At 41.3% G+C, this 18,649-nt stretch carries 25 protein-coding genes; 22 read left to right on the forward strand and 3 right to left on the reverse strand.

The features are described 5' to 3' along the window. The 3 genes from DXB73_RS10800 to DXB73_RS10810 form a co-directional block, all read left to right on the forward strand. On the forward strand, positions 1 to 331 hold a 331-nt coding region (locus tag DXB73_RS10800; protein ID WP_182448510.1), incomplete at its 5' end, for a macro domain-containing protein. A 20-nt stretch (positions 332 to 351) separates the two neighbouring features. After that, complete coding sequence (locus DXB73_RS14920; RefSeq protein WP_242999696.1) at positions 352 to 741, forward strand: DNA-directed RNA polymerase subunit alpha C-terminal domain-containing protein; 390 nt, start codon at positions 352 to 354, stop codon at positions 739 to 741. Between the two features lie 17 nt (positions 742 to 758). Then, positions 759 to 1,217 (forward strand): hypothetical protein, encoded by a 459-nt coding sequence (locus tag DXB73_RS10810; RefSeq protein ID WP_117613580.1) that lies wholly within the window; start codon positions 759 to 761, stop codon positions 1,215 to 1,217. A gap of 45 nt (positions 1,218 to 1,262) precedes the next feature. Here DXB73_RS10810 and DXB73_RS10815 read toward each other — a convergent pair whose 3' ends face one another. Both DXB73_RS10815 and DXB73_RS10820 read right to left on the reverse strand, forming a co-directional pair. Beyond that, positions 1,263 to 1,463, reverse strand: coding sequence for a helix-turn-helix transcriptional regulator (locus tag DXB73_RS10815; RefSeq protein ID WP_022171364.1), 201 nt, complete (start codon positions 1,461 to 1,463; stop codon positions 1,263 to 1,265). Between the two features lie 85 nt (positions 1,464 to 1,548). Beyond that, complete coding sequence (locus DXB73_RS10820) at positions 1,549 to 2,283, reverse strand: XRE family transcriptional regulator (RefSeq protein WP_117613581.1); 735 nt, start codon at positions 2,281 to 2,283, stop codon at positions 1,549 to 1,551. A gap of 236 nt (positions 2,284 to 2,519) precedes the next feature. Between DXB73_RS10820 and dinB the strand changes: the two genes are divergently transcribed. Together dinB and DXB73_RS10830 are read left to right on the forward strand one after the other, a co-directional pair. Beyond that, on the forward strand, positions 2,520 to 3,770 hold the full coding sequence (gene dinB, locus DXB73_RS10825) for a DNA polymerase IV (protein WP_118691172.1): 1,251 nt from the start codon (positions 2,520 to 2,522) through the stop codon (positions 3,768 to 3,770). A gap of 163 nt (positions 3,771 to 3,933) precedes the next feature. Continuing rightward, a complete protein-coding gene (locus DXB73_RS10830) occupies positions 3,934 to 4,176 on the forward strand; it encodes a LexA repressor (RefSeq protein WP_117918753.1) in 243 nt (80 codons plus the stop codon). Between the two features lie 171 nt (positions 4,177 to 4,347). On the opposite strand, the gene DXB73_RS10835 is transcribed toward DXB73_RS10830, so the two are convergent. Next, positions 4,348 to 5,523, reverse strand: coding sequence for an IS110 family transposase (locus DXB73_RS10835; RefSeq protein WP_117715743.1), 1,176 nt, complete (start codon positions 5,521 to 5,523; stop codon positions 4,348 to 4,350). Positions 5,524 to 5,815: 292 nt separating this feature from the next. Between DXB73_RS10835 and DXB73_RS10840 the strand changes: the two genes are divergently transcribed. From DXB73_RS10840 to DXB73_RS10920, 17 genes are all read left to right on the forward strand, one after another. Continuing rightward, entirely contained in the window at positions 5,816 to 6,070 is a 255-nt protein-coding gene (locus DXB73_RS10840; protein WP_004611568.1) for a hypothetical protein, read from the forward strand. A 155-nt stretch (positions 6,071 to 6,225) separates the two neighbouring features. Next, the gene (locus DXB73_RS10845; RefSeq protein ID WP_117918751.1) at positions 6,226 to 6,450 is read left to right on the forward strand and encodes a hypothetical protein; all 225 of its coding nucleotides are present in this window, start codon (positions 6,226 to 6,228) and stop codon (positions 6,448 to 6,450) included. A 170-nt stretch (positions 6,451 to 6,620) separates the two neighbouring features. Continuing rightward, positions 6,621 to 6,968, forward strand: coding sequence for a helix-turn-helix transcriptional regulator (locus DXB73_RS10850; protein WP_117918749.1), 348 nt, complete (start codon positions 6,621 to 6,623; stop codon positions 6,966 to 6,968). 154 nt (positions 6,969 to 7,122) lie between these two features. Next, complete coding sequence (locus DXB73_RS10855) at positions 7,123 to 7,491, forward strand: recombinase family protein (RefSeq protein WP_117918747.1); 369 nt, start codon at positions 7,123 to 7,125, stop codon at positions 7,489 to 7,491. Continuing rightward, on the forward strand, positions 7,475 to 7,645 hold the full coding sequence (locus tag DXB73_RS14575) for a hypothetical protein (RefSeq protein ID WP_182002590.1): 171 nt from the start codon (positions 7,475 to 7,477) through the stop codon (positions 7,643 to 7,645). Before DXB73_RS10855 ends, DXB73_RS14575 begins: the two co-directional genes overlap by 17 nt. Continuing rightward, positions 7,635 to 7,985: a helix-turn-helix transcriptional regulator gene (locus DXB73_RS10860; RefSeq protein WP_117918745.1), complete on the forward strand. Its 351-nt coding sequence runs from the start codon at positions 7,635 to 7,637 to the stop codon at positions 7,983 to 7,985. The genes DXB73_RS14575 and DXB73_RS10860 overlap by 11 nt, the downstream gene beginning before the upstream one ends. Before the next feature lies 1 nt (position 7,986). Continuing rightward, positions 7,987 to 8,406, forward strand: a complete 420-nt coding sequence (locus tag DXB73_RS10865; protein ID WP_117918743.1) for a recombinase family protein — start codon at positions 7,987 to 7,989, stop codon at positions 8,404 to 8,406. Then, complete coding sequence (locus DXB73_RS10870; protein ID WP_117918740.1) at positions 8,403 to 8,768, forward strand: type II toxin-antitoxin system PemK/MazF family toxin; 366 nt, start codon at positions 8,403 to 8,405, stop codon at positions 8,766 to 8,768. The genes DXB73_RS10865 and DXB73_RS10870 overlap by 4 nt, the downstream gene beginning before the upstream one ends. Further along, positions 8,761 to 8,988 carry an excisionase gene (locus DXB73_RS10875; protein ID WP_243006712.1) on the forward strand — a complete coding sequence of 76 codons (228 nt, stop codon included), beginning with the start codon at positions 8,761 to 8,763 and terminating at the stop codon, positions 8,986 to 8,988. The genes DXB73_RS10870 and DXB73_RS10875 overlap by 8 nt, the downstream gene beginning before the upstream one ends. 81 nt (positions 8,989 to 9,069) lie before the next feature. Then, complete coding sequence (locus DXB73_RS10880; protein ID WP_117918736.1) at positions 9,070 to 10,269, forward strand: site-specific integrase; 1,200 nt, start codon at positions 9,070 to 9,072, stop codon at positions 10,267 to 10,269. Positions 10,270 to 10,501: 232 nt separating this feature from the next. Beyond that, complete coding sequence (locus tag DXB73_RS10890) at positions 10,502 to 10,972, forward strand: low molecular weight protein-tyrosine-phosphatase (RefSeq protein ID WP_118691148.1); 471 nt, start codon at positions 10,502 to 10,504, stop codon at positions 10,970 to 10,972. Between the two features lie 61 nt (positions 10,973 to 11,033). Continuing rightward, positions 11,034 to 11,294, forward strand: coding sequence for a hypothetical protein (locus DXB73_RS10895; protein ID WP_118691149.1), 261 nt, complete (start codon positions 11,034 to 11,036; stop codon positions 11,292 to 11,294). 322 nt (positions 11,295 to 11,616) lie between these two features. Next, entirely contained in the window at positions 11,617 to 13,554 is a 1,938-nt protein-coding gene (locus tag DXB73_RS10900) for an oligopeptide transporter, OPT family (protein WP_118691150.1), read from the forward strand. Continuing rightward, on the forward strand, positions 13,554 to 13,925 hold the full coding sequence (locus tag DXB73_RS10905) for a PqqD family protein (protein WP_243104070.1): 372 nt from the start codon (positions 13,554 to 13,556) through the stop codon (positions 13,923 to 13,925). Before DXB73_RS10900 ends, DXB73_RS10905 begins: the two co-directional genes overlap by 1 nt. A 223-nt stretch (positions 13,926 to 14,148) precedes the next feature. Beyond that, a complete protein-coding gene (locus DXB73_RS10910; RefSeq protein ID WP_022024197.1) occupies positions 14,149 to 15,318 on the forward strand; it encodes a galactokinase in 1,170 nt (389 codons plus the stop codon). A 48-nt stretch (positions 15,319 to 15,366) separates the two neighbouring features. Next, on the forward strand, positions 15,367 to 17,913 hold the full coding sequence (locus tag DXB73_RS10915; protein WP_118691152.1) for an EAL domain-containing protein: 2,547 nt from the start codon (positions 15,367 to 15,369) through the stop codon (positions 17,911 to 17,913). A 172-nt stretch (positions 17,914 to 18,085) separates the two neighbouring features. Continuing rightward, entirely contained in the window at positions 18,086 to 18,646 is a 561-nt protein-coding gene (locus DXB73_RS10920) for a hypothetical protein (protein WP_118691153.1), read from the forward strand. Positions 18,647 to 18,649 lie beyond the last annotated feature (3 nt).

The following is an 18,649-nucleotide window of genomic DNA, read 5'->3' on the forward strand; positions in this document are numbered from 1 at the left end:
AGAAAAGGATAGCATGTATGAACTGTCCGCAAAAAATGACCGACTGATATGGAATGGTGGCAGGGATAGAGAAGAGGAACTTCTTGCTAACTGCTATTTTAATTCTATGAATCTGGCAATGGATAATGGAATTAGGTCTATTGCATTTCCTTCCATATCAACGGGAGTATATAGTTTTCCGGTTGAGTTAGCGGCAAAGATTGCAGTACATACAGTAAACAGATTTTTGCAGGACAATCCGGATAGCTTTGATCTGGTGGAATGGGTGCTATTTGATACTCATACTGAATCAGTGTACGAAGCTGAGGTTGATAAGTTATACGACAAATAAAATGACGAAAGGGAGCTTTTATGTACGCTGAAAAAACAGATTATGATGATATTGAAATGTCGAGCAGATTACGGAATATCCTAAGAAGAAATGGATTTGAGTCATTGGAAGGATTGAGAGAATATCCAAAGGAGCATTTTATAAAGTTTCGCAATATGGGGCAGGCAACATTGCAGGAATTATATCAGATTTGTGAAGAGCAAGGCATAAAGCTTCGTAGTGTAGAAGATCTGAATGATAGGGAACATGGAGTCATATTTGATGACTTTCTATGTTTGGATGCGTTTGGAATGGGGATAAAAAGCAAGGATGATTTGAAAAGATATAGTCTTGAGAAACTTGAAAAGATGTGTCCTAAGGATAAGAGACTATTTGTTAGATTTAAAAAGTTGAAAGCAATTTATGGTTAATTTGCGAAAGGAGAACTATGGAAAAAAGATACTATATTGATGGTAAATGTGTTTTAAGTTATGATGACGATGTATTTTCCACTGATGATGATTATACAAATATTAAAGAATTGTTTATTTATCCAGCGGTTGATAAAGTGTATGTAAAATATTATGAGAAGCAATTGGTTCAGCAAGTCCTTGAGAAAACACTTAAAAAGAACGATTCGATATTTAATACATACTGTGCTATAAAAGAATTAATAAAAGACGAACCAATAAGTGTAGATTATGTTCAATCTGAGGAGGATACATTATTAAAAAATCTTATGAGGAAAAATTTGAATAGTGATGAATATGTTGAATTTGAAAAGTTGCTTGATGAAGCTGGTATTAATGCATGGCGCGAACAAGTTGATTTTTTGGGACGAGGAGATGGTATGATAGAACATATTTGGTGTGAATATGGAATAGATAAAAGAAGATTTTCAGTTTAAGAAAGATAGCGGAGCGAGCTGAATATTGAGCTCACTCGCTCCACGTTATTCCTCTACATGAAATACATCTTCCACCAGCATATTAAAGTACTTAGATACTCGTAGCATAAATTCGGCAGATGGGGCGCCGTCCCCACGTTCTACCCTGCTGACAGTTTTGGTGCTGAATCCGATAGCAGCGGCAAGGTCATTCTGGTAAATGCCACGCTGTTCACGGATTTCTCTGATATTATTTGTGACCACCATAAAAAATCCCTTCTTTCAGTTCTATAGATATTTTCTTATTGTCAATTATGCAAAAAAATGTGTCCAATAAAAAGGACTTGCGTTTTTATCGGCAATGATCGGTAAGAGCAGAAGCATCAGATTTTCCAAGAACTTTTCCAAATATGTCTAAGCGGTCATTTTCTCCAACCTTGATAGGTGCATACTTTTCGTTGAGTGAGATAAGGAAAATTCCGTCTTTGTCGTCCTTTAACTTCTTGATATAGGCTTCTCCGTTCAGAGCGAAGATGCCGATTTCTCCATTAGCAACAGATTCCTGTTGCAATACCCATGCAATCTGACCATCGTGGAATTCAGGTTCCATACTGTCACCACTAATGCGTACACCGAAAGTTGTATCTTCCGGCAGAATAGATTCATCTATGCGTACAGTCTCTTTAGGTCCGTCTACGAGAAAGTTACCGGTTCCGGCTGATACTGCATTTTCAAAAATATCAATGCTTCTGAATGGAATTATCTTAGCAGTTTGCTTTTCATACATTCCGGATGCGTGGAGCAGATTGATATAATCCATAGCCTTTTCCCTGCCTTCATCAGTAAGTGATGAAAAAGGATCAGCAGGATTTACTCCAAAATATGCTTCATACATATTAGTGATACCAAGGATTCTACACACTTTGTAAAATATGGTAACGCTTGGTTCAGCAAGATTTCTCTCCCAGTTGGATATGGCTTTATAGGAAATCTTGATGCCTTCTTTTGCCAGTTCATCAGCGAGATCCTGCTGGAGCAAGCCTTTCTTTTTTCTATATGTTGAAATGATTTCTCCGATTGAGTACATACATACGCCTCTTTTCTTTCCAATTAGTTGATTTCTAATGTCTCTTTTCACTCCATAGTATATAGCAATAGTACCAATTATTCAAGTTAAAAATCCAATATAATGAGAAAACAGACACATGTGTCCGTTGACAGTCGATTATTCTTGGGGTTATACTATGCCCTGTAAGGAACATTACTCATATACTTGGACTAAAGGTTATGGTAGTGATAGATTAAATGCAGGAGGTTATGCAGATGGGAGACAGGGTAATACTTCATTCAGATATCAACTGTTGTTATGCTTCGATTGAGCATCTGCATCATCCGGAGCTTGCAGGAAAGCCACTGGCAGTAGGCGGTGACCCGGAGGCAAGACATGGGATTGTCTTAACTGCTGACTATATTGCCAAGAAGTACGGTGTGAAAACAGGAATGGCGCTCTGGCAGGCAAAGCAGGTCTGTCCGGACATAACATTTGTTTCACCAAGAATGGACTTATATCTTCGGTTCTCAAGGATGGCGCATGAGATATATGCAGAATATACGGACAAGCAGGAGCCATATGGAATTGATGAGTGCTGGCTTGATGTGACAGGGAGCAGCTCCCTTAAAGGGGATGGATTGCTCATTGCACAGGAAATCAGCAAGAGAATGAAGTCAGAGCTTGGCATCACAGTGAGTGTTGGTGTTTCTTTCAATAAGATATTTGCAAAGCTTGGTTCAGATTATAAGAAGCCGGATGCAATCACAACTATGTATAAGAGTGAGTTTAAGCAGAAGGCATGGGCACTTCCGGTAAGTGATCTGCTATATGTCGGAAGGAGCACGAATCAGAAGCTTGCAAAATTCGGTATCAGAACCATAGGTGATCTTGCAAGGGCAGATGAAGGGATGCTTAACAGCCACCTTGGAAAGATGGGCAGCATCTTATGGTCATTTGCTAATGGCTATGATGAATCACCTGTCAAACTGGAGAATACCCACGCTCCAATCAAATCGGTGGGAAACAGCACAACGACACCAAAGGATTTAGTATGCGATGAGGATGTAAAGATTGTTCTTTATATTCTGGCTGAGAGTGTTGCAGCAAGACTTCGTGAGAATGGATTCCGGTGCAGAGTGGTTGAGATAAGTGTCGGGGATAATGAGCTATTCTCTTTTACCCGTCAGAAAAAGATTGACCACGCAACGAATATCACCGGAGAGATAGCTGCATACGCTTATCAGATATTTAAGGAAAACTATAACTGGAGCAAACCAATACGCAGTATTGGTGTCCGAGGTGCAGACTTAGTAACAGATAATTATTGGGAACAGATTGATTTGTTCTCAAGTGTGGAGAAGCGTGAAAAGCAGATGAAGATGGATTCAGCGGTTGATGAGATACGCAGAAGATTTGGATTTTACAGTATCCAGAGGGGACTCATGTACCGGGACAGGATTCTGTCGGCAGTCAATGCAAAAGAAGAACACACAGTACATCCACATGGGTACTTCTCAGGTTAGCAACGAGAAGTGCCAGATAATCAAGGCGCAGATGTGTTGTGCTTGTACATAAACATATGGGACTTGGTTATCTGATACGGCGACTGCCGTGAGCGAAATGAAGCGAAGCGGAATTGAGCTGCACTACGAGTAGCGATAGAGTTAAAGAAGAGGGAGGCGGAACATGAGCGAAGCAGAAAGAATTGATCTGGTAGACAGAGCACCATTGACGGAGAAGCAGCAGAATGTGTATGAAAGCATTATGCAATATCAGAGAGTTAATGGTTATGCTCCTACTATCAGGGAGATATGCAAGATGGTAGGGGTGGCATCGACTTCAAGTGTTTATGCACATCTGAAAATATTAGAAGAAAAAGGCTATATAGCAAGGAAGATGGATGCTTCCAGAGCAATAGCAATCTTGTAAGGAAGACTAACTATTAAAAGTCAAGCCTTAAAATGATATTTTTTGAATAAAATACAGAAATGTATTTTAGATATATTTTGAACTCAGTTAGAGTTCCATGAACCTTGAAAACTGCATGACAAAAAGAGCATCGTGACAGGTGCTCAAAAAGGAGTATCGAATTAAAATTGATTAAGCTACTTTGATGTATTGTTGCTTTGTTTTTTCAAGATGATAAATCACTCGAACCAGCTTTTTTACAGCATGTGATATGGCAACGTTATAGTGCTTGCCTTCAGCTCGTTTCTTGGCAAGATACCCTGCAAATGTTGGATCCCAGTGGCAGACATACTTGGCGGCATTGTACAAAGCGTATCGCAGGTATCTGGAACCACGTTTTTCCATATGTGCGTAAGCACCATCCAGTTGTCCGGATTGATATGTTGATGGTGAGAATCCAGCATAAGCTAAGATTTTATCAGGAGAATCAAAACGACTGAAGTCACCAATCTCGGCAATGATCATAGCACCCATGCGATAATTAATTCCAGGAATACTAAGAATCGGTGAGTTGATTTCATCCATGATGACTTTGATTTCATTTTCGATTTCATCAATCTCGGAATCAAGTTCCTGAATCAACTTGATGGTGTGTTTTAGTTCAAGTGATTTAGCTGGCATATTTGAGCCAATAGAAGCCCTTGCAGCTTCTCTGAAAGTAATGGCAGTATCTTTACTATATCGACCTTTTGAAGCTTCCGAAAGAAGATTTGTAAGTCTGGTAAGATGTGCGCTGGCTACGTGCTTAGCACCGGGAAATTCAGAAAGCATTGAATAAACAGATGCCATATGAAGTGTTGGCACAAGCTTTTCTAATTCAGGGAATAAGATACAGACAAGTCTTGAGACGGAAGACTTTAGCTTGGCACGTTCTTTTACTTTATCAAAACGATAACGAGTTAATGACTTTAGCTCTTCGTTATGGTAAGATATGTCTGAGTAGGACTTTAAGTTCACATCAGACATGAGCATGGAAGCAATCGTGCGGGCATCTACTTTATCCGTTTTCGTCTGTCTAAGGCTTAGACTTTTTCTGTACAGATTGGTATGTAACGGATTGATAACATAGGCGGCCAAACCTTTATCAATGAGATATCCGAGAAGATTGTAACTATAGTGTCCAGTGGCTTCCAGTCCTACTTTTACTTTTGTTGCATCTTCCGTAACAGATTCAATTTTTTGATAAAGTTCATTGAAACCATCTAGGTTGTTAGTAATGGTAAATGGTTTAAACAACACTTCTCCATCAGAGTTGGTGATAAAGCAATCATGCTTATCCTTAGCGACATCAATTCCTACATAAATCATAATAATCTCCTTTGAAATGTATTAATGCTGTTTTAGAACCACAGGGTGCTCCTTGCGATTGTATCCTCGTTCTAAATAAACCGTCATGCGGTATCTAACTGATTAACAAATGAACAAAGAGACTGTGGTTGGAGCCTTCCTAAAACCATCAAGTGGTAGGTGATTGAAACCAATCCACAGCATCTTATATATCATAGTCGAACCTGCAGAAGAGGTAAAGAATAGACTATGACCTTAATAGTTATGAAGACCTTGGAGAGGGTCTATAAAAACTACTACTTTATAATACGAGGTGATTACATTGAGCAATAAGGTATATGTTGATGTACTTGCAGAATTTTCAAAGGACGGACTGCTCATTCCCAAAGAGATAACGTGGGAAGATGGCAGAAAGTATGAGATTACACGAGTAAAAGACAAGCGCAGAGCAGCCAGTACAAGGGCTGGCGGCGTTGGAGAGCGTTATACCTGTGTGGTAGATGGAAAGGAAATATTCCTTTTCTATGAAGATAACAATATGTGGTTTATGGAAAGAGCCGGAGCCTGATGTGATTGTGTGCTGACAGCACAATTCATATCAGTTGGCTTTAGATCAGCAAAGCCGGGGAATGTGCAGACATTCATCGGAACTCCCGGCAAAAGGCTTGCAAAGGTGATTTCCCTTTCCTTTACGAGTACAGAATTGTAGATTGATGATTTTGTATGAATAAGGAGCGAACTGAATTGAACAAAGGAAATGTTATAGAAATTAGATGTAAAAAATGCAACAAGTTAATGATGGAATACTTTGTATGCGGTGATGATTTCGCTGTGGCACTTCAGAATATTGGAATTAAGTGTGACAGATGCAAGCGAGTGATGATACTTAAGAAGTATTCCGAGGGAATGATGAAGGAACATTCTGAGAATGGGACTTTCAGAATATAATGATTGAAAATTAAATTACAGCCCACCTGATAAGGGCACATCGAAAGATGGAAGCACCAGAGACGCAGGGGAAACGAACAGTATTTATGATACTGGTTTCCTCGTGCGTCTTTTTTGTGATGTAAAGGGTAATCCGACTTGTTCGTTTCCAAGGGCGGCAAGGAGGATTTATGAGCAGTAAAGCACAGACAAGAGAAAAGGATTATGAGAGAGGAATACGAATTGCTGACAGGAGAAAGGCGATAGGATTATCACAGGATGAGTTAGCTCATAGAGTAGGTATAGGCAGACAAGCATTATCTGCGATTGAAAATGGTGGAGATTTTAAGACACAGACATTAGATAATCTGGCAATCGTACTTGGTGTATCTGTTGATTTCATAATGTATGGAAAGAATGAAGAAAATTCAGAACTATTATCTGAGGCAATGGATGTTCTTTCAGATATGGATGAATTGCAGATAAGACAGTGTCTTGCAATGATGAAAGCAATGAAAAGCGTGTCAGTTGAAAAGTGATTGTCGTGTTTACACGACATAATTGTCGCCTGTACACGGTCGGCAATTAAGGTGTGGCAGATTACAATATACTTGTGCTTGAGATACAGCACAGAGTTTGAAAGCGGCGTGCACAATGCTTTCTTTAATATTTCAATTAAGGAAGGTAATAGCCATGAAAAAGTATAACGGAAAAGAACTTTACAAAGGACTTTTGTTTATAAAGTCAATGATGAGTATGAATAATGTGAACCGACAGAAAGAACTTGATCAGACATATGCTTTAAGTGTGGGAATTGAGTGTGATCAGACTGTTGTAGATGATGGAGCATCTACATCGGTTGACAGACCTCAGATGCGACAGCTGATGGAAATTCTTGAGATTTCAGATTACAAGGTACTTGTCGTAGAAGATATTTATGAGATTACAAGAAATCCGGAAGATTTAAAGTCAATGATGGATCGCATAAATGATTTGGGTGTGACAATATTTGACCTTGGTACTATGAGTGCGAGGTACAACAATTATGCGATTGAGTGTTAGGAATTCAGGCAGGTATTCCTACATTGTATTTGCTTCTGAAACAGTGGTATTTGATGACTATGGGAAGCCAGTCATCAAATGCCCAACAGAGGCTGAGGCAGTGGAATACATCATGAATCGGTTAGAGAGTGAGGTTATTCAGGATGATATATGATATTTATGCAGTTGGTAATACTTTGAGAAGTATTAGAAATAAATATGGATATACACAGAATGATATGGCGGAGAGCCTTGATGTAAGTTATATTCATTATTCGCAAATTGAGCAGGGAAGACATCGGATGAGTCTGGAACTTATGCTGAAGATTGTAACAAAGTATGGAGTAGATCCTAATACATTGTTTGGAATTGAAAGCAGGGAAAAACATGAGAATAAAGATTTGTCTGTATTGGAAGATAAATTGCAGATGCTTAAACCAAATGATAGAGAATATGCAATGTCTACATGTTTGATTTTTATTGAAGGCTTAGAGGCAAGAAAGGAAGTGGTTTGAAATGAGAAGAGCAGGAAGAAAGAAAAAGCCACTGACCATACAGCCGATAAAGTGTGTTGTGATGTTGTCTTCTGATGAGGAGAATGACTGTATTGCAGCAGAGAAAAAGGAAAATAAGCAGTTGAAACGAATCATGGAATTTGCTGACAATAACAATCTTATTCCTATGAAAGTATTCCGAAGAGGAATTTTTGGACGACGATTAAGGGATGAAGTGTTTTATAAGGCAATAAGATATATGAGAGCAGGAAAGGCAGATGCGCTTATCGTAACAAATCTCGATGCTATTTCAGACGGAATAGCAGATTCTTATTTAAAAATAGGAGCAGTAAGGGAAGCTGGGTATAGATTATTCAGTGTAGATGAGAAGGAACCCAAGGTTGACTTGTATATTCCACCAAAGAGAGGTGATCTGCAGTGAAGATAAAGAGAAATATGATTGTGTGGGCTGAATTAAAAAGTGGACTCAGGCATATACAAGCTGGAAGGAGACCATGTATTGTAATAAGCTGCGACAAAGCAAACGGAAAATCACCTGTATACACAGTTGTTCCGGGGACAACTAAGTTGAAAAAGGATTATATTCCAGTACATTTCAATATTGAGCCTTCAGAAATTAGAGGATTTTTAAGACATACAACAATGTTTTTACCGGAGCAGCTTGTCACAATAAATGAGGAACAGATAATACAGACTGCCGGGATGATTGTCAGCACAGATGCAATAAAAAAGGTTGATGCGATGTTAGTCAGACAGCTGCAGATTGGAGAATATGATGGATGATGAAAATGAATTAGAGAATCAGAGTATAGATATTCCTATATGGAAGCGATATTTGCTTTCTGTAACTGAAGCGGCACAGTTTTATCACATTGGTGAAAAGAGACTTAGACAAATTGTAGATATCCATCCAAATGGGGAGTTTTATCTGTTAGTAGGAAACAAAGTTTTGTTTAAGAAAGAGAAATTTGAGCAATTTCTGGCAGAGTCAACTGCAATTTAATATGTAAAGTAGTAGAAAAGGGGGCACAAATGTGGTACAATAACCATGCTAGGGCTCTCTTTTTTGAAAGGAGACAAAGCTATGAGTGAGAAAAGACGAGATAATCGCAATAGAATTCTTCACGAAGGAGAGTACCAGAGAGCAGATGGACGTTATCGTTTTAGATATGTAGATATTCATGGAAATGAAGGGAATTTATATAGTTGGCGTTTGGACCATAATGATCCTATACCTAAAGGAAAGAAAATGGAGCTTTCTTTAAGAGAAAAGGAAAAACAGCTGGAACAGGATATGTTTAACGGACTTGTTCCAGGAGGTGGAGGACTTACAGTTCTTGAATTAGTGGAGAAATATGTAAGTCTTAAAATAGGGGTCAGACAGAGTACTTATGCTGGTTATAAGACGGTAATTAATCTGCTGAAAAAAGATGATTTTGGCAAAAAAAGAATCGACAAAGTGAAATTATCGGATGCGAAAGCCTGGTTGATCAAGCTTCAGAGGGTAGATGGAAAAGGTTATAGTTCAATTCATACTATCCGGGGAGTATTAAGACCGGCATTTCAGATGGCGGAAGAAGATGACTTGATTCGCAAAAATCCATTTGGCTTTGAACTGGTCAATGTTATTGTGAATGATAGTGTGAGAAGAGAAGCTGTCACAAGAAAGCAGGAGCGGGAATTTCTAAGATTCATAAAAGAAGATGCGCATTTTTGCAAGTACTATGATGCAATATTTATTCTCTTTAACACAGGACTTCGTATATCAGAGTTCTGTGGGCTTACAAAATCAGATTTGGATTTTAAAAACAAAAGAATACGGGTAAATCATCAATTACAGAGAACAAGTCAGATGCAGTATATCATTGAAAAGCCTAAGACAGAAAGTGGCGAGAGATATGTTCCAATGTCTGATGAGGTGGTGGCTTGTTTCAAGAGAATACTTAAGGACAGGGTCAATCCCAAAGTTGAACCGATGGTTGATGGAATGACAGGATTTTTATTCCTTGATAAGAATGATATGCCTATGGTGGCATTACATTGGGAAAAGTATTTCCAACATATTCGGGAAAAGTACAATAGCATATATAAGGTTCAGATGCCGCCGATTACACCACATGTGTGTCGCCATACATTTTGTTCTAATATGGCTAAGTCGGGAATGAATCCGAAGATGCTTCAGTATATTATGGGACACTCGGATATCAGTGTTACGATGAATACCTATACTCATGTTAAATTTCAGGATGCACAGGAAGATTTTCAAAAAGCAATTAATTCATAATGACCTGATGAAAATGAGAGAAAAATGGCTGAATGCCAGTATTTATCTTAATCCCCAATTTCTTACCTGTCGATTCCCAATGGCAGATTTGCCTTTGGTACAGACTTGAAATTTACCAAAGTTTTTACCAAAATTGATGACAAAAATATGCAAAGATATGCCAAAATATGCCAGAATAAGTGAAAAATGAAGAAAGGTAAAAAGGCTTGAAAAGCCCGAAAATACTGGAAATATGAGAAAAATCAAGATTTTATTTGTTTGCCACGGCAACATCTGCCGCAGCACAATGGCGCAGTTCGTCCTACAGGACCTTGTAAACCGTGCCGGATACATAGACAATTTTTACATTGATTCCATGGCGACAAGCACAGAGGAGATTGGCAATGGGCCGCACCACGGAACGGTCGCAAAGTTACGACAGGTTGGAGTCCCTGTTTTGGAACATTATGCCAAGCAGGTACGAAAAAGTGATTACTGCAACTTTGATTATATCATCGGAATGGATCAATGGAACTACCGCAATATGATGCGGATTTTTGGGAAGGATCCGGAGCAGAAGGTGTCCCTTTTGTTGGACTTCACAGATCGTCCCGGTGAGATTGCGGACCCATGGTATACGGGTAATTTTGATGAAACGTATCGAGATGTGTTGGATGGGTGTGAAGGATTTTTGGCATATTTGCGGAAGCAGGGAAAGTTATAAGACAGGGAAAGTTATGAGACAGGGAAAGTTATAAGATGGGAAGTATAGAAAAGAGGTAACGATGTTTGAATTTATACATGGACTTGGCAAAAATAAGGAGTTAGAGACGATCGTGCAGGAGATTGACTCGAATATTGCCAATAATTACAAGGATGCAGCGCAGGAGGCGTTTGTTCTTTTGGAACAGAAGTTTCAAGAGTTGTCGGACAAGGGACGATTAAAGGATAAACAGGTTACAGAGTATCAACACAAAATCGCCGCCTATCAAGAAACTTTGCGCGGATTTTCGCACAAAGACCAGAAACCATATTGGCATTCCTAAAAATGATTTCTGGTCCTGGCATATTTTTTTGGGTAGCGTGTTCCGATTTTAGGAAAACAAATTAGAAATTGTTGGGAAATTTTTTCATGAATTTGCCGGAATTTTCATAAAAATAGCATTCTTCTTGCTTTTTGAAAATTCTTATGATACAATTGAAAATGCTTGCGTTTGATGAACAGAAATCGATGTTATAAGGGCGCAAGTTCTTTTTTTGTCAAAAAGATTCTAGTGTTAAAATCGTTCTATTTGGTCTGGATTTGCCTGACAGGCTTTTTTACGACTTTGACGCTTTGGTCTTAGAATTTAAGGAGGTTTATTTATTATGGAAGAGAACAATTCTTTCAAACCCTACGTAAGTGCAGATAAGGTATTGCCGGAATTTACGCCGTCATCGATCATTATCGGCGTGCTGCTGGCAATTGTCTTTGGAGCGGCCAATGCTTACTTAGGGCTTCGTGTAGGTATGACGGTTTCAGCGTCTATTCCTGCAGCAGTTATTGGCATGGGGGTGTATAAGCTGATCGGACGTTTTTCCACAAAGAAGGACGATACGATCTTGGAAAGCAACATGGTGCAGACGATCGGTTCTGCCGGTGAGTCTTTGGCAGCCGGTGCGATCTTTACGATGCCGGCATTGTTTTTGTGGGCAGCTGAAGGCAAGGCGCAGATGCCTGGTATTGTGGAGATTGCTTTAATTGCAATGATCGGTGGTCTGTTAGGCATTTGTTTCATGGTGCCATTGCGCAAGGCATTGATCGTAAAAGAGCATGGAACCCTTCCGTATCCGGAGGGAACAGCGTGTGCAGAGGTTTTGCTTGCCGGACAGGAAGGCGGCGCCAATGCAGCAGTCGTGTTTATTGGAATGGGTGTTTCTGCTTTGATCAAGTTTATCGTGGACGGTTTCAAGGTTGTTTCTAATGTCGCAACATTGACGATCAATAAGATTCACGGAGAGATCAGTACAGAGGTTTATCCGGCATTGATCAGTGTAGGTTACATTTGTGGCTTTAAGATTGCTTCTTATATGTTTGCGGGTGCCATTCTTGGCTGGCTGGTGTTGATCCCGGCGATCTATTTGTTTGGCGCACATACGGTACTGTACCCTGCAACAGTTTCTATCGCAGAAGTATGGAAAACAAGCGGAGCGTCTGGAATCTGGTCGAATTATATCCGTTATATCGGCGCAGGTGCCGTTGCAGCCGGTGGAATTATCAGCTTGATCAAATCATTGCCATTGATCTGTCGTACCTTCGCCGATGCGATGAAAGGTATCTTCAATAAAGAAAAAATCGGCAAAGAGGAGCGTACGAACCGTGATCTGAATATGGGTGTAGTACTTGGAATGCTTGCTATTTTGATCATTTTGATCGCAGCACTTCCGGTCATTCCGATTGGTGTTTTGGGTGCTGTCATCATTGTTATCTTTGGATTCTTTTTTGCTACGGTTTCCTCTCGTATGGTTGGATTGGTCGGCAGCAGTAACAACCCGGTATCCGGAATGGCGATCGCAACGTTGTTGATCACCAGCTTGATCCTTAAAGCAACGGGTAATACCGGTGCGTCAGGAATGATCGCAGCGATTGCAATCGGCTCTGTAATCTGTATCGTTGCAGCAATGGCTGGTGATATGTCACAGGATTTGAAAACAGGATATATTCTTGGTGCAACTCCGGTGAAGCAGCAGTACGGTGAGTTGATCGGTGCGGTTGTTTCAGCAGTAACGATCGGTTTTGTACTTTACTTGTTGAATAGTGCGTGGGGATTTGGTACGGCTGAGCTTGCTGCACCACAGGCAACTTTGATGAAGATGATCGTTGAAGGTGTTATGGGCGGAAATCTTCCTTGGGCACTTGTATTTATCGGTGTGTTTATTGCAATTATGATCGAGTTATTATCTATCCCGGTTCTGCCGTTTGCCATTGGTTTGTATTTGCCGATCGAACTTTCTGCCTGCATTATGGTAGGTGGCGTACTTCGTCTGATCTTAGAGAAGGTTTATGACGGCAAAGCGAACAAAGACAAAGTTATCAATAACGGTGTACTTTGCTGCTCCGGTATGATCGCGGGTGAAGGACTGGTTGGTATTTTGCTTGCTGTTCTTGCTGTAGTAACGATTAAGGGCAAGACGGTTGCAAGCTTAGTGGATCTTTCTGGTGTCCTTAATTTGGGACAAGCAGGTGGCCTCGCAGTCATGGCGGTGATCATTTTGGTTGTCCTGAAGTTTACTATCTGGAGTAAAGAAGCAAAGGTAGAAAAATAGTGAAGAAAGACAATAATTTGTTGGATTATGTTCCGCGTATTCCGGAAAAACTGAACTGGACGGAAGACGATGAGCATCGGGTGACGGTGGATGTCGAGAACAAGGGTGTGTTTAACCGCATTGCCCAGAAATGTTTTGGGCGTCCGGCAGTCAGCCACATTGCCTTGGAACAGTTCGGGAGTTTCATTTGGAAACAAATAGATGGTGTGCATACGATTTATGATATTGCTCTGTTAGTGAAGGAGGAGTTCGGCGAGGATGCCGAGCCGTTATATGACAGATTGCTGGCGTATTTCCGTACACTGCAGGGGCATGGATTTGTGACATTGACACCATCAGACAAAGATACGAAAAGGGAAGCATCGAAATAGATGCTTCCCTTTTCGTTCCTTAATAGGAAACTGCTGTTGTGTAGCGTGACAAAAGCAAAGCGCTGGCTTTGCGTTTGTTCTTGAAAGAGACCACAAAATATTGTAAAATATAAGTTCAAAGAAATATTTGCGTCGGCGCATGGGACGCAGAAGAATGCCGGGAAGAGGTCCGTGCAAGCAAATACTACAAAACACATGATTTCCAGCGCAGAAATGAGGAGATATGAAGGATATTAAGAATACGATTTTGCAGAAATTCAGGGAAGTATATGGCGAAGGAGAGGCACACGCATTTTTTGCACCGGGACGTGTAAATTTGATCGGTGAACATACAGATTATAACGGTGGCCATGTATTCCCGTGCGCATTGACGATAGGTACTTATGCTGTGGCTCGCAAGAGAAACGACAGAAAGTTACGCTTTTTCTCGATGAATTTTGAACATCTTGGTATCATTACTTCCAGTCTGGATGATCTGAAACCATGCAGGGAAGCCGGATGGACGAATTATCCGAAGGGAATCATTTGGGCGTTAGGACAGAGGGGCTATGAGATCAATGAGGGTATTGACCTTCTGTTGTTTGGTAATATCCCGAACGGTTCGGGATTGTCATCTTCTGCATCTGTAGAGGTGGTTACCGGCTATATTTTGAGCGAATTGTTTGGACTTGGTATTTCAAATCAGGATTTGGCGCTGATCGGCCAGTTTTCGGAGAATAAATTCAACGGTGTGAATTGTGGGATCATGGATCAGTTTGCGATCGCAATGGGCAAAAAGGATCATGCAATCTTTTTGGATACGGCAGATCTTTCTTATGAATATGCTCCGGTTCAACTGGACGGTGCGAAGATTGTGATCGCATGCAGTAATAAAAAGCGTGGCCTGGGCGATTCGAAGTACAATGAACGCCGTGAGGAGTGTGAGACGGCATTGGCAGAGATTCAAAAGGAGATGCCGATCCAGACGCTCGGCGATCTGACGGAGGAGCAGTTTGAACAGGTGAAGTCAGCGATCAAGGATGATGTCAGACGCAAGAGAGCAAAGCATGCTGTTTATGAGAATCAGCGTACGATCAAGGCAGTGAAAGCGTTGCAGGAAAATAACATTGAACTGTTCGGACAATTGATGAACGCTTCTCACGTATCTTTGCGTGATGATTATGAGGTAACAGGAAAAGAGTTAGATACGCTTGTGGAACAGGCTTGGAAAGTAGATGGTGTCATCGGTTCTCGTATGACCGGAGCAGGATTTGGCGGATGTACAGTGAGTATTGTGAAAGATGAGGCGGTTGATGCATTTATTGCACAGGTAGGCAAGGCATATAAGGATAAGATCGGATATGCGGCAGATTTTTATGTCGTTGAGATTGGATCCGGTCCATGTCATTTATAGGATGAGATTTTCGAAAAGAAACTCTGGTGCAGAAAGGGAGGGATACGAATGAGCGATATTGAGACAGTAAAGACAACGGGGCAGATGGGTTTAGATGAACAGGACTTAAGACGCTTACTTAATATGTCCGAATGTGCGATGTTTGTGGCAAAGCCGGGATCGCAGATTGAGCTTATGTATGCGAATGAACGCTTTTATTCATTAATGCAGTGCACAAGAGAAGAGTTTTCAGAAATATATCATGGAAGTGTTATGGAAATGATCCTTCCGGAAGACCGTCAAAAGATACGAAATTTGATCGCCAGACAGACGGCTGTGGGGGGCAAGATTCAGTTAGAACACCGTGCGCGGCGCAAAGACGGAGCAGTGATCTGGGTGTCTGTTTCAGCGCATCCGGCAGATATGAAAGGGCAGAGGGTCTATTTTGCCTCATGTTTGGACATCACACAGTCGAGACGCAATCTGTTAGAAGCGTATGAGGCAAAACGAGATGCAGAGCTGATCTCCAATAGTATTCCGGGTGGTGTGATCAAGCTGCGCATGACAGATTTTAAGCTGTTGTATGCAAATGATGGATTTTATCGACTGGCTGGATATTCCAAGGAAGAATATCAGATTAATTTTGGAGACTATTGTGACCGTGTGTTGTATCCTGCAGATGCGGAAATGGTCAAAAGACAGGTCAAGGCTTCTGTAGAAAATCGTGGTTTGGTCGGCTTTGAGTATCGGATCATCTCCAAAACAGGAGATGTCTGCTGGTCTTATGTCAATGGATGTCGTATTGATGATGATAACGGAGAACCGGTATATCTTTGCATCATTATGGATATTACAAAGCGCAAACAGTTGGAAAAGCAGTTTGAGGAAGTTGCTGAGCGTTCGGACATTATTGCAAAATTCATGCGTGAGACGACTTGGACCTATGATATTGCGACGCGTGTACTTAGTCGTGGCGGCAATTTAGATGAAACATATTCTAACGAGAGTATTTTAGAGGGGCAGTTTAACGAAAGTCAGTTAGGAGAATTTTTACACCCGGATGACGTGGAGCGTTTTCGTCAGGCGCTTAAGAGGCGTGAAGAGGAACTGGGCGGTCATCGCGGTGTTTATCGCATGAAGGACAACCATGGAGAATATCGTCATATGGAAGTGGCGAGTGTCTCGGTGGGAGATGGTGTGAGTGATAAGCCGGTGAAAGTATATGGGATCACTCGTGTGTTGGATAATGCACTGGCAGATTCTGCGGAAGCAGAGATCGCGGCAGCATCGAACAACACGAAACTCAGTACGAAATTAATGCGGATCGCTAAGTCTAGTCAGGCAAAGTTTGAAGATACTTTGACGGGAATGATTCCGTATGCAAAGTTTTTGGACAAGGCAAGAGAAATGTTGGCAGAACGAACGGATGACAAGCGCTATGCGTTGATGTGCGCTGATATTGATGAATTTCGCAAGTTTAGTCATCATTATGGCTTTTCCATTAGTAATGAAATCCTGTTGAAATTTTCCAGGGTGCTTCAAAAGTTTGTGGAGCGAGGTGGCCTGTGCGCCAGAGTAGACGGAGATTATTTCGTTGCTATTTTCCCTTACCAGGATCATAAGACCTTGCTAAAAAAATTGTCTCGAATGATGCACTATCAGGATGAGATTACGAATGGGGAGAACCAGATCGGGTTTGATACAACGAATGGCTTGTATCTGGTTGAGCCGACGGATAATGAGCTTGGTGATATGCTGGAGAAAGCGGATCTTGCACGAAGAAGTATCAAAGGGATCAAAGGTAACCATTATGCGATTTATACCGATGATCTTCAGCAAGAACGTTTCCGAGAGGAACGGATCATTCAGGAAATACTCGATGCTATGGAAAAGCAGACAGTTGAAATATGCTATTTGCCGCGTATTCAGGGAGATAAAGAGAACGTTGTAGGCTGTACAGCGGTTGCACGGATTCAGATGCAGGATGGACAGTATTTAGAAACGGATGGCATTTTGCATTATATCGAACGTGGAGGAAGGTTGGATAAATTTTCTTATTTCCTGTTGAATCAGGTGTGCTGTAGCTTCGGCGCCAGAAAGGCAAAGGGATTGAAAACGGTTCCGCTTGCTATTCAAATGACGGCAAGCCAGTTGTCGGCACGAAATGCTTTGTCCATGATCGAAAATATTGTGGAAGTGCAAAATAAAATGGATCCGTCGGACTTGATCATAGAAGTGCACGAACGTTATTTTGCGGATATGACCAGTGCGCTGCAGGTGGCATTGGAGCAGCTTTGCAAGAGAGGATATCAGATCGTGATCAGTCGATTTGCATCCCATCACACGGCATTGCATTCTCTGCGCACGATCCCGGTCAAAGGGATCAAGTTCCATGCAGAGTGTTTTACGGGTGGCAAGAATGGCGAGCGTGAGAAGACGATCCTTAAAAACATTGTTATCATGGCAAAAGAGCTTGGGATGACCGTTTATTGTGGTGGCATCCACACCAAGCTTCAAGAGGAATACGCACGCGAAATTGGCTGCGATATGTTGGAAGGTGAGATCTTCTATGGAGCAATGCGTAATAATGTGTTTGAAAAGTGCTTCCTACAGTAGTAGAAGACACCTGCCGGATGCAGTGGCAGATTAAAAAATGCCCTGCGAGTCTTGACACATCAGGGGAAATGACGGTATATTTTTGGGTGGGCTATATTGAAACGTACTTTTGAAATTCTTCGTTTAGAAGATTCTGAGAGCACATTGTACAGAAATGGAGGAAAGCAGAACAATGAAAGAGCAGTTACGTAAATTCGGAACATTGATCCTGATCTTGGCGTTATGTTTAACTTCGATAGGAACAACAAAGGTGCAGGCAGCGTCTAAACCATCCAGACCGAGTGTGTCTTTGGTGAAACGGTCTAAGACACAGGCAAAGATTAAGATAAAGAAGAGAGGCAAAGCAACCGGGTATCAGATTGCAGTCAAGACGTCCAAAAAGGCGAGATACCGTATTGTCATGCCGACAAAGAAGCGCACGGTTGTGCTTCGCAAGCTTAAAGCATCGAAAGTGTATTATGTGAAGGTGCGTGCATTCCGTACCAAAGGTTATCGCATCGTGCATGGTAAATTTTCAAAGCCGATCAAGATTGGCAAATACAAAAAGACGGTGAAAAAGCCAAAGCCAAAGGCAACAGCAACGCCGGAGCCGACAGTGACACCGGAAGCGACGCAGATACCGGAGCCGACAGTGACGCCGAGTGAAACACCTTCAGATGCGCCTGCACCGTCATCGACGCCGAGTGAAGCACCTTCAGATGCGTCTGCACCGTCAGCGACGGCAGCACAGTAGGAC

Source organism: Clostridium sp. OM05-6BH (assembly GCF_003481635.1).
GTDB lineage: Bacteria > Bacillota > Clostridia > Lachnospirales > Lachnospiraceae > Butyribacter.

What these genes read in the sequence shown, in the direction of transcription:
- DXB73_RS14575 (WP_182002590.1), top strand. Translation starts at nt 7,475, where the DNA reads ATGCGATTGAGTGTTAGGAATTCAGGCAGGTATTCCTACATTGTATTT.
- DXB73_RS10880 (WP_117918736.1), top strand. Translation starts at nt 9,070, where the DNA reads ATGAGTGAGAAAAGACGAGATAATCGCAATAGAATTCTTCACGAAGGA.
- dinB (WP_118691172.1), top strand. Translation starts at nt 2,520, where the DNA reads ATGGGAGACAGGGTAATACTTCATTCAGATATCAACTGTTGTTATGCT.
- DXB73_RS10865 (WP_117918743.1), top strand. Translation starts at nt 7,987, where the DNA reads ATGAGAAGAGCAGGAAGAAAGAAAAAGCCACTGACCATACAGCCGATA.
- DXB73_RS10920 (WP_118691153.1), top strand. Translation starts at nt 18,086, where the DNA reads ATGAAAGAGCAGTTACGTAAATTCGGAACATTGATCCTGATCTTGGCG.
- DXB73_RS10890 (WP_118691148.1), top strand. Translation starts at nt 10,502, where the DNA reads ATGAGAAAAATCAAGATTTTATTTGTTTGCCACGGCAACATCTGCCGC.
- DXB73_RS10875 (WP_243006712.1), top strand. Translation starts at nt 8,761, where the DNA reads ATGGATGATGAAAATGAATTAGAGAATCAGAGTATAGATATTCCTATA.
- DXB73_RS10830 (WP_117918753.1), top strand. Translation starts at nt 3,934, where the DNA reads ATGAGCGAAGCAGAAAGAATTGATCTGGTAGACAGAGCACCATTGACG.
- DXB73_RS10820 (WP_117613581.1), bottom strand. Translation starts at nt 2,283, where the DNA reads ATGTACTCAATCGGAGAAATCATTTCAACATATAGAAAAAAGAAAGGC.
- DXB73_RS10855 (WP_117918747.1), top strand. Translation starts at nt 7,123, where the DNA reads ATGAAAAAGTATAACGGAAAAGAACTTTACAAAGGACTTTTGTTTATA.
- DXB73_RS10835 (WP_117715743.1), bottom strand. Translation starts at nt 5,523, where the DNA reads ATGATTTATGTAGGAATTGATGTCGCTAAGGATAAGCATGATTGCTTT.
- DXB73_RS10815 (WP_022171364.1), bottom strand. Translation starts at nt 1,463, where the DNA reads ATGGTGGTCACAAATAATATCAGAGAAATCCGTGAACAGCGTGGCATT.
- DXB73_RS10850 (WP_117918749.1), top strand. Translation starts at nt 6,621, where the DNA reads ATGAGCAGTAAAGCACAGACAAGAGAAAAGGATTATGAGAGAGGAATA.
- DXB73_RS14920 (WP_242999696.1), top strand. Translation starts at nt 352, where the DNA reads ATGTACGCTGAAAAAACAGATTATGATGATATTGAAATGTCGAGCAGA.
- DXB73_RS10900 (WP_118691150.1), top strand. Translation starts at nt 11,617, where the DNA reads ATGGAAGAGAACAATTCTTTCAAACCCTACGTAAGTGCAGATAAGGTA.
- DXB73_RS10915 (WP_118691152.1), top strand. Translation starts at nt 15,367, where the DNA reads ATGAGCGATATTGAGACAGTAAAGACAACGGGGCAGATGGGTTTAGAT.
- DXB73_RS10810 (WP_117613580.1), top strand. Translation starts at nt 759, where the DNA reads ATGGAAAAAAGATACTATATTGATGGTAAATGTGTTTTAAGTTATGAT.
- DXB73_RS10910 (WP_022024197.1), top strand. Translation starts at nt 14,149, where the DNA reads ATGAAGGATATTAAGAATACGATTTTGCAGAAATTCAGGGAAGTATAT.
- DXB73_RS10895 (WP_118691149.1), top strand. Translation starts at nt 11,034, where the DNA reads ATGTTTGAATTTATACATGGACTTGGCAAAAATAAGGAGTTAGAGACG.
- DXB73_RS10845 (WP_117918751.1), top strand. Translation starts at nt 6,226, where the DNA reads ATGAATAAGGAGCGAACTGAATTGAACAAAGGAAATGTTATAGAAATT.
- DXB73_RS10860 (WP_117918745.1), top strand. Translation starts at nt 7,635, where the DNA reads ATGATATATGATATTTATGCAGTTGGTAATACTTTGAGAAGTATTAGA.